Origin of the sequence: Micromonospora sp. LOL_021 (genome assembly GCF_048060215.1) — a bacterium.
In the GTDB taxonomy this organism is placed as follows: domain Bacteria; phylum Actinomycetota; class Actinomycetes; order Mycobacteriales; family Micromonosporaceae; genus Micromonospora_E.
Map to the genome: position 1 here is coordinate 314,793 of NZ_JBHMIN010000001.1, position 15,355 is coordinate 330,147.

Annotated in this window: 17 protein-coding genes; 6 read left to right on the forward strand and 11 right to left on the reverse strand. The window is 70.7% G+C overall.

Going from position 1 to position 15,355, the window contains the following annotated elements:
* Positions 1 to 169: 169 nt before the first annotated feature.
* From ACFHWT_RS01490 to nadA, 3 genes are all read right to left on the reverse strand, one after another.
* The gene (locus ACFHWT_RS01490) at positions 170 to 787 is read right to left on the reverse strand and encodes a DUF3043 domain-containing protein (protein WP_416592771.1); all 618 of its coding nucleotides are present in this window, start codon (positions 785 to 787) and stop codon (positions 170 to 172) included.
* Positions 788 to 965: 178 nt separating this feature from the next.
* Entirely contained in the window at positions 966 to 2,390 is a 1,425-nt protein-coding gene (murA, locus tag ACFHWT_RS01495) for a UDP-N-acetylglucosamine 1-carboxyvinyltransferase (RefSeq protein ID WP_416592772.1), read from the reverse strand.
* Positions 2,391 to 2,671: 281 nt separating this feature from the next.
* Complete coding sequence (nadA, locus tag ACFHWT_RS01500) at positions 2,672 to 3,841, reverse strand: quinolinate synthase NadA (protein ID WP_416592773.1); 1,170 nt, start codon at positions 3,839 to 3,841, stop codon at positions 2,672 to 2,674.
* Between the two features lie 69 nt (positions 3,842 to 3,910).
* On the opposite strand from nadA, the gene ACFHWT_RS01505 reads away from it, so the two are divergent.
* From ACFHWT_RS01505 to ACFHWT_RS01515, 3 genes are all read left to right on the forward strand, one after another.
* Positions 3,911 to 5,077 carry a glycerate kinase gene (locus tag ACFHWT_RS01505; protein WP_416592774.1) on the forward strand — a complete coding sequence of 389 codons (1,167 nt, stop codon included), beginning with the start codon at positions 3,911 to 3,913 and terminating at the stop codon, positions 5,075 to 5,077.
* Between the two features lie 181 nt (positions 5,078 to 5,258).
* Complete coding sequence (gene erpA / locus ACFHWT_RS01510) at positions 5,259 to 5,627, forward strand: iron-sulfur cluster insertion protein ErpA (RefSeq protein ID WP_278170370.1); 369 nt, start codon at positions 5,259 to 5,261, stop codon at positions 5,625 to 5,627.
* A 172-nt stretch (positions 5,628 to 5,799) separates the two neighbouring features.
* Entirely contained in the window at positions 5,800 to 6,777 is a 978-nt protein-coding gene (locus ACFHWT_RS01515; RefSeq protein ID WP_416592775.1) for a carbohydrate kinase family protein, read from the forward strand.
* Positions 6,778 to 6,941: 164 nt separating this feature from the next.
* Here ACFHWT_RS01515 and ACFHWT_RS01520 read toward each other — a convergent pair whose 3' ends face one another.
* Positions 6,942 to 7,808 carry a helix-turn-helix domain-containing protein gene (locus ACFHWT_RS01520; protein WP_416592776.1) on the reverse strand — a complete coding sequence of 289 codons (867 nt, stop codon included), beginning with the start codon at positions 7,806 to 7,808 and terminating at the stop codon, positions 6,942 to 6,944.
* A gap of 134 nt (positions 7,809 to 7,942) precedes the next feature.
* Here ACFHWT_RS01520 and ACFHWT_RS01525 point away from each other — a divergent pair, with 134 nt between their 5' ends.
* The gene (locus ACFHWT_RS01525; RefSeq protein ID WP_416592777.1) at positions 7,943 to 8,206 is read left to right on the forward strand and encodes a hypothetical protein; all 264 of its coding nucleotides are present in this window, start codon (positions 7,943 to 7,945) and stop codon (positions 8,204 to 8,206) included.
* Between the two features lie 10 nt (positions 8,207 to 8,216).
* Here the strand turns inward: ACFHWT_RS01525 and ACFHWT_RS01530 are convergent, their stop codons facing one another.
* The 3 genes from ACFHWT_RS01530 to ACFHWT_RS01540 all read right to left on the reverse strand — a co-directional run bounded on the left by ACFHWT_RS01530 (position 8,217) and on the right by ACFHWT_RS01540 (position 10,525).
* Positions 8,217 to 8,831 carry a class I SAM-dependent methyltransferase gene (locus ACFHWT_RS01530; RefSeq protein ID WP_416592778.1) on the reverse strand — a complete coding sequence of 205 codons (615 nt, stop codon included), beginning with the start codon at positions 8,829 to 8,831 and terminating at the stop codon, positions 8,217 to 8,219.
* A 231-nt stretch (positions 8,832 to 9,062) separates the two neighbouring features.
* Positions 9,063 to 9,287 (reverse strand): sulfurtransferase TusA family protein, encoded by a 225-nt coding sequence (locus ACFHWT_RS01535; protein ID WP_123604854.1) that lies wholly within the window; start codon positions 9,285 to 9,287, stop codon positions 9,063 to 9,065.
* A gap of 62 nt (positions 9,288 to 9,349) precedes the next feature.
* Entirely contained in the window at positions 9,350 to 10,525 is a 1,176-nt protein-coding gene (locus tag ACFHWT_RS01540) for a cysteine desulfurase family protein (RefSeq protein WP_416592895.1), read from the reverse strand.
* Positions 10,526 to 10,692: 167 nt separating this feature from the next.
* Here ACFHWT_RS01540 and coxB point away from each other — a divergent pair, with 167 nt between their 5' ends.
* Both coxB and ACFHWT_RS01550 read left to right on the forward strand, forming a co-directional pair.
* A complete protein-coding gene (gene coxB / locus ACFHWT_RS01545) occupies positions 10,693 to 11,658 on the forward strand; it encodes a cytochrome c oxidase subunit II (RefSeq protein ID WP_416592779.1) in 966 nt (321 codons plus the stop codon).
* A gap of 9 nt (positions 11,659 to 11,667) precedes the next feature.
* The gene (locus ACFHWT_RS01550) at positions 11,668 to 12,093 is read left to right on the forward strand and encodes a cytochrome c oxidase subunit 4 (protein ID WP_416592780.1); all 426 of its coding nucleotides are present in this window, start codon (positions 11,668 to 11,670) and stop codon (positions 12,091 to 12,093) included.
* Between the two features lie 34 nt (positions 12,094 to 12,127).
* Here the strand turns inward: ACFHWT_RS01550 and ACFHWT_RS01555 are convergent, their stop codons facing one another.
* The 4 genes from ACFHWT_RS01555 to ACFHWT_RS01570 all read right to left on the reverse strand — a co-directional run bounded on the left by ACFHWT_RS01555 (position 12,128) and on the right by ACFHWT_RS01570 (position 15,342).
* On the reverse strand, positions 12,128 to 12,271 hold the full coding sequence (locus tag ACFHWT_RS01555) for a hypothetical protein (protein ID WP_416592781.1): 144 nt from the start codon (positions 12,269 to 12,271) through the stop codon (positions 12,128 to 12,130).
* A gap of 63 nt (positions 12,272 to 12,334) precedes the next feature.
* Positions 12,335 to 13,561 carry a glycosyltransferase family 2 protein gene (locus ACFHWT_RS01560; protein ID WP_416592782.1) on the reverse strand — a complete coding sequence of 409 codons (1,227 nt, stop codon included), beginning with the start codon at positions 13,559 to 13,561 and terminating at the stop codon, positions 12,335 to 12,337.
* Positions 13,562 to 13,726: 165 nt separating this feature from the next.
* Complete coding sequence (gene trpD, locus ACFHWT_RS01565; RefSeq protein ID WP_416592783.1) at positions 13,727 to 14,806, reverse strand: anthranilate phosphoribosyltransferase; 1,080 nt, start codon at positions 14,804 to 14,806, stop codon at positions 13,727 to 13,729.
* 128 nt (positions 14,807 to 14,934) lie between these two features.
* Complete coding sequence (locus tag ACFHWT_RS01570; RefSeq protein WP_278170359.1) at positions 14,935 to 15,342, reverse strand: hypothetical protein; 408 nt, start codon at positions 15,340 to 15,342, stop codon at positions 14,935 to 14,937.
* Positions 15,343 to 15,355: the final 13 nt, after the last annotated feature.

Genomic DNA, 15,355 nt, shown 5'->3' on the forward strand with positions numbered 1-15,355 from the left:
CGGGTCCCCCCGGCCCAGTGGCGGCGTGGTTGCGGATGGAGGGTAGCCGCGTGGGCTCGGTCGACGCCACCGAACCGCCCGTACCGAATCGAAACAGTGTCTTTTCCGCCCCCGCCGAGGTGCTCCGGCTGCTCGCGTGCCGAAGCCCGGCCAGCGCCTGCCGGGCAGGTCAGATCTTGTCGCCGAGCTCCACCCGGGGGATCGGGGTGCGCATCCGGCGGAACGTCATCGCGCGCATGATGGCGTAGAAGTACAGGCCGCCCATCCGCTGGTCCGACTTCGGGAACCGCTCCCGGACCAGCTTACGAATCCGGCGGGAGATCAACACCGAGTCGAGGACCACCAGCACCGCCAGGGTCACCCAGAGCAGGTTCGACGCCAGCTGCACCACCGGTGGCATCGTCGGCCCGGATCCGATCAGCACGAGCAGCGCGCCGCCGAAGAACCAGGTGCCGACCGTACGCCGGGAATCCACCACGTCGCGAGCGAGTCCGCGCTCCGGGGCCCGGTCGCGTGGCCCGCCCTCGCGCCGGAACTCCTCCGAGATCGCCGCCCGTCGGGCCCGCCGCTGCTCGCGGGCCTCCTGCTTGGTCAGCGGCTTGGCGTTCGCCGCTGGCCGGCGGCCGGCGGCCGGCCGCTTCGGGGTGACCACACCGAGTTCCTTCTTGCTCGGCGTGTGGCTGCGGGCACGGGCGGACCCGGCCTCGTCCTGCGACGGGGGAACATCGTCCTCCGGCAGGTCGGCTTCCACGACATCGGCGGACTTGCGGCGAAACAGCGACGGCACGCGTGAAGGGTAGCCAACCAGGTGCGTCACCCGCACCTCGCACCCGGCCCTCGCGCGCCGGCCGGCGCGCGAGGGCACTGGACGCGCCGGCCCGGTCCGGTCCGCGAGGACACGAACCGGGCGCGGGTACGTCGAATGCGGGCGCGGACGCGTCGGATCAGCGACGGGTCACGCCGGATCAGGGACGTTCCACGTGGGCGCCGAGGTCGGCCAGCTTGGCCTCGAAGTCCTCGTAGCCACGGTTGATCAGGTCGACGCCGTACACCCGGGAGGTGCCCTCGGCGGCGAGCGCCGCGATCAGGTGGCTGAACCCGGCCCGCAGGTCCGGGATGACCAGGTCGGCGGCGTGCAGCTTGCTCGGCCCGGCGATCACCGCCGAGTGCTTGAAGTTGCGGCGACCGAATCGGCACGGGGTTCCGCCCAGGCACTCCCGGTAGACCTGGATCGTCGCGCCCATCGTGTTGAGCGCCTCGGTGTAGCCCAGCCGCTGCTCGTACACCGTCTCGTGGACGATCGACAGCCCACGGGCCTGGGTCAACGCGACGACCAGCGGCTGCTGCCAGTCGGTCATGAAGCCCGGGTGCACGTCGGTCTCCAGGGCCACCGCGCGCAGTTCGTTGCCCGGGTGCCAGAACCTGATGCCACCCTCCTGACCGGCGCTGCCGACGCGCGGTGGGCGGGCGTCGGTGACCTGGTACGCGCCGCCGACCGACCGGAACACGTTCAGGAAGGTCATCATGTCGGCCTGCTGCGCGCCGAGCACGTTGACGTCGCCGCCGGTGGCCAACGCCGCCGCCGCCCAGCTGGCCGCCTCGATCCGGTCCGGGATCGGCCGGTGCGAGTAGCCGCCGAGCCGGGGAACGCCGTGGATCTCGATCACCCGGTCGGTGTGCACCTTGATGATCGCGCCCATCTTCTGCATGACGCAGATCAGGTCGACGATCTCCGGCTCGACCGCGGCGTTGCGCAGCTCGGTCACCCCGTCGGCGAGCACCGCGGTCAGCAGCACCTGCTCGGTGGCGCCGACGCTCGGGTACGGCAGCTCGAACTTGGTGCCATGCAGACCGTTGGGTGCGGTCAGATGCAGCCCTTGCGGGGTCTTCTCGACGACCGCGCCGAACTCGCGCAGCGCCTGCATGTGGAAGTCGATCGGCCGGGGACCGATGTGGCAACCGCCGAGGTCCGGGATGAACGCATGGCCGAGCCGGTGCAGCAGCGGGCCGCAGAACAAAATCGGGATCCGGCTGGAACCCGCGTGCACGTTGATCTGGTCGAACGAGGCGCTCTCCACATTGGCCGGATCGAGCACCAGCTCGCCGTCCTCAATGCCGTCGCTGACCTTGACCCCGTGCAGTTCGAGCAGGCCACGGACGATTTCGACGTCGCGGATCCGCGGTACGTCGTACAACCTGCTCGGCTCGTCGCCGAGCAGGGCGGCCACCATCGCCTTGGAGACGAGATTCTTGGCGCCTCGGACCCGGATCTGCCCGTGCAGGGGGGTGCCGCCATGCACGATCAGGACGTCGTCGGTCAAGGGAACCTCCAGCGCGTCGATGCTGCCGTCTTGTGGGGTGGAGCTGGCCCGGCGAGATGGGATGAACATGTCCCGGCCGGCGGTGGGTGAAACCGGACGACCCGCGTACGGAGCTGGCGGTCGGTGGACCTCGGGTGACATCCGGTTACCGGCTGTCACCGGGGAGCATCGAAGATCCGCGCTGCCCGTTCGTCGCCTGAGGCAGCATAGCGCTCCGTGATGAGAGTGGGATCCCGCAGCGGCTGCGATTGGCACGAATTCGGGAACGATGGCACGTATACGTAGGACCTAGATTACGTTGGGTGATCTGGTGATGCGGTGTCTGCAATCCGATCAGGGAGCCTGTCCGATCAGGGCAGTGCCAGCATCTGGTCCAACGCGACCCGCGCGAAGTGCGCCGTACGCGCCTCGACGGTGATCTGGTTCGGCACCCGGCCGGCGACCAGTTCCTCCAACGCCCACACCAGGTGCGGCAGGTCGATCCGGTTCATCGTCGAGCAGTAGCAGACCGTCCGGTCCAGGAACATGACCTGCTTGTCCGGGTGGGCCAGCGCCAACCGGCGGACGAGGTTCAGCTCCGTGCCCACGGCCCACGCCGATCCGGCCGGGGCGGCCTCGATGGTCCGGATGATGTACTCCGTCGAGCCGATCTGGTCGGCGGCGGTGACCACGTCGTAGCGGCACTCCGGGTGGACCAGGACGTTCACCCCGGGCACCCGCATCCGCACCTCGTCGACGCTGCTGCGGGTGAACCGGCCGTGCACCGAACAGTGCCCCCGCCAGAGCACCATCTTCGCCTCGCGCAACTGCTGCGCGGTCAGCCCACCACCGGGCTTGTGCGGGTCGTAGAGCACACAGTCGTCGGCGTCCAGCCCCATCTCCAGCACCGCCGTGTTGCGGCCCAGATGCTGGTCCGGCAGGAACAGCACCCGCTGGCCGCGCTCGAACGCCCAGGTCAACGCGCGCTTGGCGTTCGACGAGGTGCAGACCACCCCGCCGTTGCGGCCGACGAAGCCCTTGATGTCCGCCGACGAGTTCATGTACGTCACCGGCACTGTCGAGTCGGCCGCGCCTGCCTCGGCCAGCGCCTCCCAGGCGGTCTCCACCTGGCCGAGGGCCGCCATGTCCGCCATCGAACAGCCGGCGGCCAGATCCGGCAGCACCACGCGCTGGGCGTCGCCGGTCAGGATGTCGGCGCTCTCCGCCATGAAGTGCACGCCGCAGAAGACGATGAACTCGGCCGACGGCCGGGCGGCGGCCTCCCTGGCCAGCTTGAACGAGTCGCCGGTGACATCGGCGAACTGGATGACCTCGTCGCGCTGGTAGTGGTGACCGAGCACGAAGACCCGGTCGCCGAGCGCGGCCTTGGCGGCGGTGGCCCGGGCGACCAGGTCCGGATCGCTGGGTGCCGGGAGCTCCCCCGGGCAGTCGACGCCCCGCTCGCTGGCCGGGTCGCTGCCCCGGCCGAGCAGCAACAGAGCGGTCGCGGTGCTGGAAGGCTCAACCCACGTCGAAGTCACGAGATCCATGCTCGCACAGGTCCGCCCGCCTGCGACCAGCCCAAGTGTGGCCTGCCACACTGCCAGACCATGCGGGTCCTGATCTGTCCGGACAAGTTCGCCGGCACCCTGCCCGCCGCCGAGGTGGCCGCCGCCGTCGCCACCGGGTGGCGGGACCGGGCGCCCGCCGACGAGCTGGTGCTGCGCCCGTTGTCCGACGGCGGTCCGGGATTCGTCGAGGTGCTGGCCGAGTCGACCGCCGGCCGGCGGGTCCCGGTGCCGACGGTCGACCCACTCGGCCGACCGGTACCCGGGGAGATCCTGTTGGTCGACGGCCCGGGGGCCGGGGGGACCGCGACCGCCGGACCGACCGCGTACGTGGAGAGCGCCCAGGCGTGCGGCCTGCACCTGCTCACCGAGGCCGAACGTGACCCGAAACACACCACCTCGTACGGCCTGGGGCTGCTGCTGGTCGCGGCGGTCGAACACGGCGCCCGTCGGGTGGTCGTCGGGCTCGGCGGGTCGGCCACCAACGACGCCGGAGCCGGCATGTTCACCGCGCTGGGGGTCACCCCGCTCGACGCCGCCGGCTACGCCCTGCCGTACGGCGGCGCGGCCCTCGCCGGGGTCGACCGCCTCGACGGCGTACCCCGGCTGCGCGGGGTCGAGCTGGTCGCCGCGACCGACGTCGACAACCCGCTGACCGGGCTGCACGGGGCCAGCAACGTGTACGGGCCGCAGAAGGGTGCCGACCGGGCCGACGTACTGCTGCTCGACGCCGCGCTGCAGCGGTTCGCCGGCATCCTGGTCGCGGAGCTGCCCGGCTGCCCGCCCGAGCTGGCCGCGCTGCCCGGGGCCGGCGCCGCCGGAGGCATCGGCGCCGCGCTGCTCGCCCTCGGCGGGCGGTGCGAGTCCGGCATCGACCTCGTCACCGCGTTGATCGGGCTGCCCGCCGCGTTGGACGCCGCCGACCTGGTGATCACCGGCGAAGGGTCGTTCGACCACCAGTCGCTGCGCGGCAAGGTGGTCGCCGGGGTGGCCGGCGCGGCCCGGGACCGGGGACTGCCCTGCGTGGTGGTCGCCGGCCAGGTGTCCACCGGCCGGCGGGAGTCGGCCGCGGCCGGCGTCACCGAGGCGTACGCCCTGGTCGACCACTTCGGCGGGGAGACCGGCGGTGGGCTGGCGCAGGCGCTGGCCCGGCCGGCGGACGGGCTGCGTGGCATCGCCGCCCGGCTGGCCGGCCAATGGAGCCGCTGACGACGTGCCGGCGGCCGGGGAACGGCGAGTTCCCGGTGATCTTCCGCTGGTGATCTTCCGGATGCTGGGATGCGCGGCGGATCACGTACGGATTGTGGCCACCCGGATTGGGAATCGTCGCCCGGCCGGTTAGCGTTACCTGATACGGACGAATTCGCACCGTCGCAGGGGAGACCTTCACGTGAGCACATCAGCGCAGTCCGAAACGGCCGAGACCGCCGCCTCGACCACCGTCGTCCTCACCGACGTGGCGGCCGAGAAGGTCAAGGCACTGCTCGACCAGGAAGGCCGCGACGACCTGCGGCTGCGGGTCGCCGTCCAGCCCGGCGGCTGCTCCGGCCTGCGGTACCAGCTGTTCTTCGACGAGCGGTCGCTCGACGGGGACATCGTCGACGACTTCGGCGGCGTCGAGGTCGTGGTGGACCGGATGAGCGCCCCGTACCTGACCGGCGCGAAGATCGACTTTGCGGACCGGATCGACGCTCAGGGTTTCACCATCGACAACCCGAACGCGCAGAACTCCTGCGCCTGCGGCGACTCCTTCCACTGATCCGATCGGTCCGTATCGGTGCCGTCCGGGGCAGACGTCAGTCCGGCCCTGGGCGGCAGTCGGTCGGTTGTGCGCTGAACGTGCATAGTTGAGACAGGTGCGGGGTACGGTGGCCCGCGTCCCGGTAAGCTGGCCCGCGCACGATTCCCCACCCCGACACCCGAGGGCCGACATGAAGATCGCCGTCACCGGCTCGATCGCGACCGACCATCTGATGCACTTTCCCGGCCGGTTCGCGGGTCAGCTCATCGCGGACCAGCTGGACAAGGTGTCCCTGTCGTTCCTCGTCGACGACCTGGTCGTCCGCCGGGGCGGGGTGGCGGCGAACATCGCCTTCGGGATGGCCCAGCTCGGTCTGCGTCCGGTGCTGCTCGGCGCGGTCGGCGCCGACTTCGCCGACTACCGTTCCTGGCTGGAGCGCCACGGCGTCGACTGCGACTCGGTGCATGTCAGCGAGTTGGCGCACACGGCCCGCTTCGTCTGCACCACCGACGACGACCTGTGCCAGATCGCGTCCTTCTACGCCGGTGCGATGAGCGAGGCCCGCAACATCGAGTTGGCGCCGGTCGCCGCCCGGGTGGGTGGCCTCGACCTGGTGCTGGTCAGCGCCAACGACCCCGAGGCGATGCTGCGCCACTCGGCCGAGTGCCGGGCCCGTGGCTACCGGTTCGCCGCCGACCCGTCCCAGCAGTTGGCCCGGATGAGCGGCGAGGACGTCCGGCAGCTGATCGACGGTGCCGAGTACCTGCTGACCAACGAGTACGAGCGGTCGCTGCTGGAGAGCAAGGTCGGCCTCACCGGCGACCAGGTGCTCGACCTGGTGACGGTACGGGTCACCACGCTCGGTGCCGACGGGGTGGAGATCACCGGCCGGGGCATCGAGCGGATCCACGTACCGGTGGCCCGTGACGTGGTCGCGGACGACCCGACCGGTGTCGGCGACGGCTTCCGTGCCGGCTTCTTCGCCGCCCTCGGCTGGGGCCTCGGTCTGGAACGCGCCGCGCAGGTCGGCTGCCTGCTCGCCGCGCTGGTGCTGGAGACCACCGGACCGCAGGAGTACGCCGTCAAGCCGGACCTCTTCCTCAAGCGGCTCGCCGACTCGTACGGCGACGCCGCCGCCGACGACGTCCGCCCCTACCTGCCGGCCTGACCAACTGCTTGCACCGCCGGCCACGCCGCCTACCGGCTCGCCCACGACAGCGTCGGCTTGCGCACCCACGACAGCGTCGGTAGCCAAGATCAGGTGAGCGCCATGGACCTCACCTCGCGGTTGAGACGTCCACAGCGCTCACCTGATCTTGGTCTCTGCTCAGCTCACCCCGCCTTCGACCACCGGTTCAGCTCTGTCTGAAGACAGTTGAGCGTCTCGGCGGGCGGGAGCGCGAGCTCGCGAAGGTTGTCGGCGACCCACTGGTACGTGCGGACCCGATCGAGGTCATGTACGAATATGGCGTCGTCGAGAAGCTCCGTGTACGCCACCGGCCGGATGCCGTGACCGAACTCGAGTAGTGCGAACTGCCCAATGGCGCTGGCCTGATGCGGGCCGTCCTCGGGCCGCAGCAACTGTAAGGTGACTCGTCCGCCGCGAGCCACGTCTATCAGATGCTCCAGCTGCGCTTGGCGGATCGACGGCTCGCCTACGGGTGTGCGGATGGCAGCTTCGCCGATCACGGTCTGGAAGGTCAGATTATGCTGGGCAGCCAGCCTGCTTGCCCGCACTTGCCGGAACTCGGCGAACGACTGTGCCTGATCGGGCCGGTAGAAGCGGTTGGCCGAGGTCAGTGCTTGAGCGTAGTCGCGGGACTGGAGTAGCCCAGGCACCACCATCGGCTCGAACGTGAAGAGCCGCTCGGCCATGTCGAGCAACCCTACGTACGTCCGGAGGAAGCCCGGAATCAGGTCCGTCCAGCGACTCAGCCAGGACTTGGCGCCCGCCCGTGCAGCGGCCAGTGTCACCAGTTGCTGGACAGTTGTCGCCGGTACTCCGCAGGCCTGAAGGACAAGCTGCACGTCGTCCGGTGCCTGATGGTAGCGACCGGATTCCATGTGTCCGAGCTTGGGTTTGCCGATCCCGGTTGTGGCGGCGAGTTCGCTGAGGCTGAGCTGCGCCGCTCGCCGGTGCCGACTCAGTTCCACGCCGAGCAGCCAACGTAGCGCAAGTGGATCCACCCGAGTGTCCATCACCGTCTCCCGATTCTCGTACCCAGATAAGTCTAGCCGAGCGCACGCGTAGCCACTTACCTATACGTATCCATAAACGTTCGAAGGAGGCTGCTATGGGGCTCGACGAGGTAGGACGTCAGTCGGAGACGCCTGTGAGTGTCCGGCAGATGATGACAAAGCAGGCGTCCGAGCAGGTGCCGGCGCGCTTCGCCATCTGTGCGGAGACCGAGGCCGGCGAGGACGGTGGAGTGCTCGGCTGGGGACTGGCGTTCGACGACGAAGCCGTGGTCGTACCGACCAACGGCGGCCTGCCCAACCCGTTCAGCGGCATCAAGGCAGCACTGCGGCTGTACAGGATGGTCCACCCCGTACAGCTGGTGTGGGTCGACCCGCCCGACAGTCGCCAGCTGACCTGAACCGCGGAGGTCAGGCCGGTCGCAGCACCGCGACCAGGAAGTCCGAGTCGTCGCGGTACGGGCGCAGGTCCCAGGTGGCCAGCAGCAGGTCCTCGACCAGATCGGCGGCGTGCATGTCGGCCAGGAAGTCGGTGACCGGGTAGCCCCGGTCGGTGCCGAACCCGACCACGATTCGGCCGCCGTCGCGCAGGTGCAGCCGCATCCGGCGCAGCACCTCCTGGCGGGTGTCCGGAGCCAGGAACGTCATGACGTTGCCGGCGCTGACGATCGCGTCGAAGCCGTCGGTGATGCCCTGTGCGGGCAGGTCCAACTCGGCCAGGTCGCCGACCAGCCAGCGTGGGCCGGGGTGGTCCTGCCGGGCGGCGTCGATCAGCACCGGGTCCAGGTCGACGCCGACGACGTCGTGACCGGCGGCGGCCAGCGCCGCGCCGACCCGGCCTGGACCGCAGCCGGCGTCCAGCACCCGTGCCGTACGGGGCAGCATCGCGTCGACCAGCCGGGCCTCACCGTCGAGGTCGGCCCCGTCGCGGGCCAGCGACCGGAACCGGTCGACGTACCACTGTGAGTGCCCAGGGTTGGACTTCAGCAGCTGGCTCCACCCGTTCTGCGTGCCCACGCCCGCCATCGTCGCACGCCGGCATTCTGCCGGGCCTGGTGCCGTGGACCAACAGGCCTGGCCGAACCGGCACGACGTGCGCTCCGAAGGAGGGCGGTTGAGGTGTATCTCGAAAAGGTGTCTCAACCGGCTGTCGAGGACACGCCGATGTGAGGCTGAGATACGTATCAACGAGCAGGTTAGGTACCTCAGCCTCACATCGGTGGCGCCACCATTCGCGCAGCGGGTGCGGCGGACAGCTCAGCTGGTGCGGCGGACGTCGAAGGCGGGGGAGCCGGCGACGGTCGACGCGGCGACGAACTCCTGGCCCCGGATCCGGCACCAGGCCGGGATGTCCAGGGCGGCCGCCGGATCGTCGGCCAGCACCCGGACCACCGACCCGACCGGCAGCTGCGGCAGCCGCCGGGCCAGCGCGATCACCGGCAGCGGGCAGCGCTGACCCAGGCAGTCGAGAGTCTCCGCCACCTCGCTACCAGGTGGCTGCGCCGTCTCGCCGCCGGAGGGCTGCGGTGCCGCGTCGTCGTCGGTCACAGGCCGACCACTCCGGCCTCGGCCCGCAGGTCGGCCACCACCTGCGGCAGCTCGGCCAGGAACCGGTCCACCTCCGCGTCGGTGGTGTCCCGGTGCAGCGACACCCGGACGTTGCCGTGCGACAGCACCCCCATCGCCTCCAGCACGTGTGACGGGCGCAGCGTGGACGACGTACACGATGAACCGGAGGAGACGGCGAAGCCGCGCCGGTCCAGCGCGTGCAGCAGCGCCTCACCGTCGACGTACAGGCAGGAGAAGGTGACCAGGTGCGGCAGCCGGTCGGTCGGGTCGCCGACCACCTCCACGTCGGGCACCGTCGCGGCCACCGTCGCGCGGATCCGGTCCACCAGCGCCGACAACCGGGCGGCCTGCGCGTGCGCCTCGGCGGCCGCCGCGCGCAGCGCCGCCGCCGACGCGACCACCGCCGGCAGGTTCACCGCTCCGGGCGTACGGCCGAATTCCCGCTCGTCAGCCGGGTAGGGCGACTCCCACCGGGTGCCCTTGCGGACCACCAGCACCCCGACGCCCGGCAGCCCGCCCCACTTGTGAGCGCTGGCTGTCAGCACCGACCAGCCGCCCGGCACCGCCACCCGCGCGACCGACTGGGCGGCGTCGACGTACAGCGGCACCTCGTGCGCGGCGCAGGCCCGGGCCGCCTCGGCGACCGGCTGGACGGTACCCACCTCGTGGCTGGCGCTGATCAGTGCGGCGAACGCCACACCCGGCCGGGCCACCGCCGCCGACCAGGCGGCCAGGTCGAGCCGGCCGAGCCGGTCCACCGGCACCGACACCGCCTCGCCGCCGTCGGCGGTGTGCCGCTGCCCGGCGTGCAGCACCGCCGAATGTTCGATCGCCGAGTGCACCAGGGCACGCCCGACCCGCCGCCGCCCGGCGAGCCCGCCGAGCACGGCGGCGTGCGCGGCGACCGTACCGCTGGGTGTGAAGGAGATCTCGTCGGCGCGGACCCGCAGCACGTCGGCGGTGACCTCGCGGGCCGCGTCGAGGAGCTGACCGGCCCGGCGGGCCCGGGCGTACAGCTTGGCCGGGTCGGCCCATCCGTCGGTCAACGCCGCAGACAGTGCCTCCCGGGCGACCGGGTGCAGCGGTGCGGCGGTCGCGGCGTCGAGATAGTCCACAGCCGTCGACGGTACCGGCCGTGGGCTGGCCCGCAGGTGGTCGTGGCGGGTGACAAACCAGACCCCACGCCGATGGTGACCTGTCGGGTCGAGTAATCTGCGACCGTCGGTGACGCCTTTGATCGCCGATGTCGTCACGCGTGGCCAGGTCATTCCGGTTGCCACAGGTGGCATCGGTGGCACCGCGAGGGAGGCAGGACCAGGTGGTCGCAAGCGATTCAGCAGGGCAGTCGTCGGTTGCCGGACGGCAACCGACGCACGCGTGGCCGGCACCCGGCCGGCGTCAGCCCCGGTTGCGGGCCGTCGGGCTCGGTCTCGGTGGCGCGGCACTGCTCACCCTGCTCACTGGCTGCGACGTCGGGGCGGCGTTCGGCGGCTTCGGCTGGCCGCAGGGCATCACCCCGCAGGCCCACCGGATGTACGACCTGTGGATCGCTTCGGTGATCGCGGCGCTCGCGGTCGGCGTCTTCGTCTGGGGCCTGATCTTCTGGTGCATCATCCGGTACCGCAAGCGCGGTGACCAGTTGCCGGTGCAGACCCGGTTCAACATGCCGATGGAGTTCCTCTACACCATCGCGCCGATCCTGGTCGTGTCGGTGCTGTTCTACTACACGGCCGTGGTGCAGACCGACGTCGACCGGCTCAGTGAGGACCCGGACGTCACCGTCGAGGTCGTCGCGTTCAAGTGGAACTGGCAGTTCAACTACCGCGACGGGGTCGGTGAGGACGCCAACACGGTGGCGTCGACGGTGGGTTCCTCCGACATCATCCCGGTGCTGGTGGTCCCGTCGGAGCGGACCATTCGGTTCGAGGAGACCAGCACCGACGTGATCCACTCGTTCTGGGTGCCGGAGCTGCTGTTCAAGCGGGACGTCTTCCCGGGCAGCATCCGCAACCAGTTCGAGGTGACCATTGAACAGAACGGCGCCTACGTCGGCCGGTGCGCCGAGCTGTGTGGCACGTACCACTCGATGATGAACTTCGAGATGCGGGTAGTTGACCCGGAGCAGTACGACCAGTTCATCGCGGCGAAGCAGACCGGTAGCTCGACGCCGGACGCGCTGGCCGCGATCGGGGAGGAGCCGTACGCGGTGACCACCTTCCCCTTCGAGACCAAGCGTGACGCGCAGAACTTCGGGAACGCGAGCGCCCAGGGCGCGGGAAGCTGAGGGCCGGTCATGAAGACCGAGTGGCGACTGTTCGGCATCGTCGCGGCGTTCCTGTTCGTGGCATCCTGGGTCTACCCGACCTGGACGGCGTTCCAGCTCGGGTACGTCGAGTGGATCGGCGCGACCGCTCTGTTCCTGTCCTTCCTGCTTTGCGCGATGTGTGGCGGATTCTTCTGGTTCGTGTCGCGCCGGATCGATCTACGCCCCGAGGACCGGCCGGACGCTGAGGTCTCCGACGGAGCGGGAGAGGTCGGCTTCTTCAGCCCGGGCAGCTACTGGCCGTTCGGGGTGGCGCTGGCCGCCACCGTCGCCGGTCTCGGCTTGGTCTTCTGGCAGTGGTGGCTGCTCGTCTTCGGCCTGCTCTCGGTGATCGCCACCGCGGCCGGGCTGCTGTTCGAGTACTACACCGGTACCCGGCGTACCGCCGAACACTGAGCCGGTTCGTCGCCGGCTTCGGCTGAGCCGACCGTCACCGGTTGTTGCGGCGGCGTAGCCTCGCGCCCCAGCCGGCGACAGTGACCAGGGCCGTACCGATGGCGAGGGAGATCGCGCCGACCAGCCCGACGGCTGCGGCCGGTGCTCCGGTAACCGGGAGATCCTGACTCGCGGACATTTTGCCTCCTGAGGCGTTCGAGATGGTTCGGGCCGGGCTGACTGGTTCAGGTTTGCCGGCGGCTCACAGGGTGGCGGCTGCCGGGGTGGCGGCTGCCGGGGTGCCGATCCGCTCCGGCGAGGACCAGACACAGCGATCGACGGTGGGCTGTTGGACGGCCTTGACCGCCGCGTGGACGAAGATCACCCGGTAGATCAAATCGGCGACCATGATCAGCGGCAGCAGGAGCAGCAGTTGCGGGTGCCGTAGCCGCCAGGCGGCCAGCGCCACCCAGATACTCTGACCAGCGGCCAGTAGCAGCAGTCCGGGCAGCAGCCCTGGTCCGGCGGTGGCCAGCACCCACACGGTGACCGGGGCACCCGCCACGTACAGCACCCAGTGCAGGATCAGCAGCAGGTACGCGTAGTCGAAGGTGCTGACCTGCCGCCCTACCCGGTGACCGAGGATGCCCTGGAAGGTGCCCCAGAGCCAGCGCAGATTCTGCTTGTACCAGTCCCGCAGCGAGGTCGGGTCCTGCAACAGGGCGGTGGCCCGGGGTGCGTAGACGACCCGGCCCAGGCCGCGGCGGTGGGTCTCCAGCACCCAGTAGGTGTCGTCGACGATGTACGGCGGCTGCTGCGGCAGCACCCGGTCGAGCAGTTCCACCCGGTACAGCGAGTTCGAGCCGGAAATGCAGTTCATCACGTTGAAGTGGCTCTGGATCCGGCGCAGGAACAGCTGATAGTTCCAGTAGCTGTAGGCCCGCTTGGCCAGCCAGGGATTCCACCGGTGCTCGCGCGGCCACCAGGTGACGTTGTGGCCGACCGCGATCGCCACCTGATCGGTCATCGTGGCCAGCGCCTCGGTGACGAAGTTCTCGGCGATGATCACGTCGTCGTCGAGGATCGCCACCGCCCGGAACCGGGCGCCGAGCCGGAAGTGCCGGTACCCGGCGTGCAGCGCCGCCGGCTTGCCGACGTTGGCGGCCAGGTCCAGCACGTCGGCGCCAGCGTCGGCCGCCCGACGAGCGGTGTCGTCGGTCGAGGCGTCGGAGACGACGAAGACCGGTGCTCCGGTACGGAGCGCCGCGGTCACCGCGGCGCCGATGGTGCCGGCGCCGTTGCGGCAGGCGACGAGGACGGCCACCTGATCGTGGCGTATCGGGCTGTACCGGGGGTGGTTGACGCCGCGCGTCCGGGCAGCGCGGTGGACCCGTTCCGGGCGCAGCAGACCGTAGCCGAACGCGGCCAGCAGGGAGACGAGGAAGACACCGCCGAGGACGACCAGTGCGGTGAGGAAGATCCGCAACATCGCTGACCTCAAGGGGGGAGGGGGCGGGGACGCCGCATCCTTGCGGTCAGCGATTACGCTACGTCATCGAATCTGCGGATAAAAGGGGCAAAGCTGGGAATATGCTGGTAGCTGGCTGTGAAGGTGTCGCAGTGATCTCACCGGCCCCAGAAGCCCAGCCGGCGGTCACCCGGTGGTGGCACCCGCCGACTTGGCCACCTGCACCCATCGGTCCAGCAGCGCGGCGGCTGCGCCGCTGTCCACCGACTCGGCGGCCCGGCTCAACTGCGCCCGCATCGTCTCCAGCAGCTCGGCACCCGGCGCGGTGCCGGTCTGTACGGCCTGAGCGGTCAGCGCCGCTGCGGCGTTGACCAGCACCGCGTCCCGGACCGGACCGGACTGGCCGTCGAGCAGCCGGCGGGTGACGTCGGCGTTGAAGGCGGCGTCCCCGCCACGGAGATCACCGGGGGCGCTGCGGGCGACCCCCAGGTCCTCGGCGGCGTCCACGACCATCGCGCGGACCACGCCGTCGGCGGCGAACCAGACCCTGGTCGGGGCGGCGGTACTGAGCTCGTCCAGCCCGTCGTCGCCGCGCATCACCAGCGCGGTGTCACCCCGGCCGGCGAACACCTCGGCCATCACCGGCGCCATCCGGGTGTCGAAGCAGCCGATTGCCCCGGCCCGGGGCCGGGCCGGGTTGGTCAGCGGGCCGAGGAAGTTGAACACGGTCGGTACGCCGATCTCCCGCCGGGTGGTCCCGGTGTGGCGCATCCCCGGGTGGTACCGGGCGGCGAAGCAGAACCCGATGCCGACCTCGGCCACGCACCGGGCCACCCCTTCGGGCCCCAGGTCGAGTGGGATGCCGAAGTGCTCCAGCAGGTCGGCCGCGCCGCACGAGGACGAGGCCGCCCGGTTGCCGTGCTTGACCACCCGGGCACCGGCGGCCGCCGTGACGATCGCGGCCATGGTGGAGATGTTCACCGTGTGGGCCCGGTCCCCGCCGGTGCCGACCACGTCCACCGTCTCCGCGCGCAGTCCGTCCGGCAGACCGACCGGCACCGCGTTGGCGATCATCGCCTCCACCAGCCCGACCAGTTCGGCCGACGTCTCACCCTTGGCCCGCAGCGCGACGGCGAAGCCGGCGATCTGCGCGGGTGTGGCGGAGCCCGTCATGATCTCGCCCATCGCCCAGGTGGTGTCGGCGGTGGAGAGCTGCTCGCCGGCGAGCAGCGCGCTGAGCAGATTCGGCCAGGACCGTTCACCCATGGGGTCTCTCCCAGGTGCGATGGGGCGTGCGCGATGCGGTACGGGCGGTGCGGCGGAACGTGGACGGTGCGGTGCGGTTGCGGTGCGGCGTGGGGTGGTGCGGTGCAGCGTGGGTGGTGCCGTGCGGCTCAGGCGGCGGGCAGCTTGCCGGATCGGCCGCGCAGCATGCCGGCGACGGTCTGGCCGGTGGTCACCGGGTCGAGCGGGTGCATCAGGGTGGCGTCGACCTCGGCGAACGAGGCCAGCCAGCGGTCGGCGGCGCGGGCGATCACCACGCAGGTCGGGGGAGCGTCGGCGCGGTCGTCCTTGATCTGCCGGGCGATGCCGAGCCCGCCGCCGGGGGTGGCCTCACCGTCGAGCAGCATCAGGTCGATCTCGTACTCGTCGACCAGCCGGACGCAGCCGGCGTAGTCGGACGCCTCGACGAACTCGACGGTCAGGTCGGTGGCGGGGCGGGTCCCGACGGCCAGCCGCATCCGGTCCCGCACCTGCGGGTCGTCGCTGTAGAGCAGGACGGTGTGCACGCGCTCGGTCATCTTGTCGCTCGAC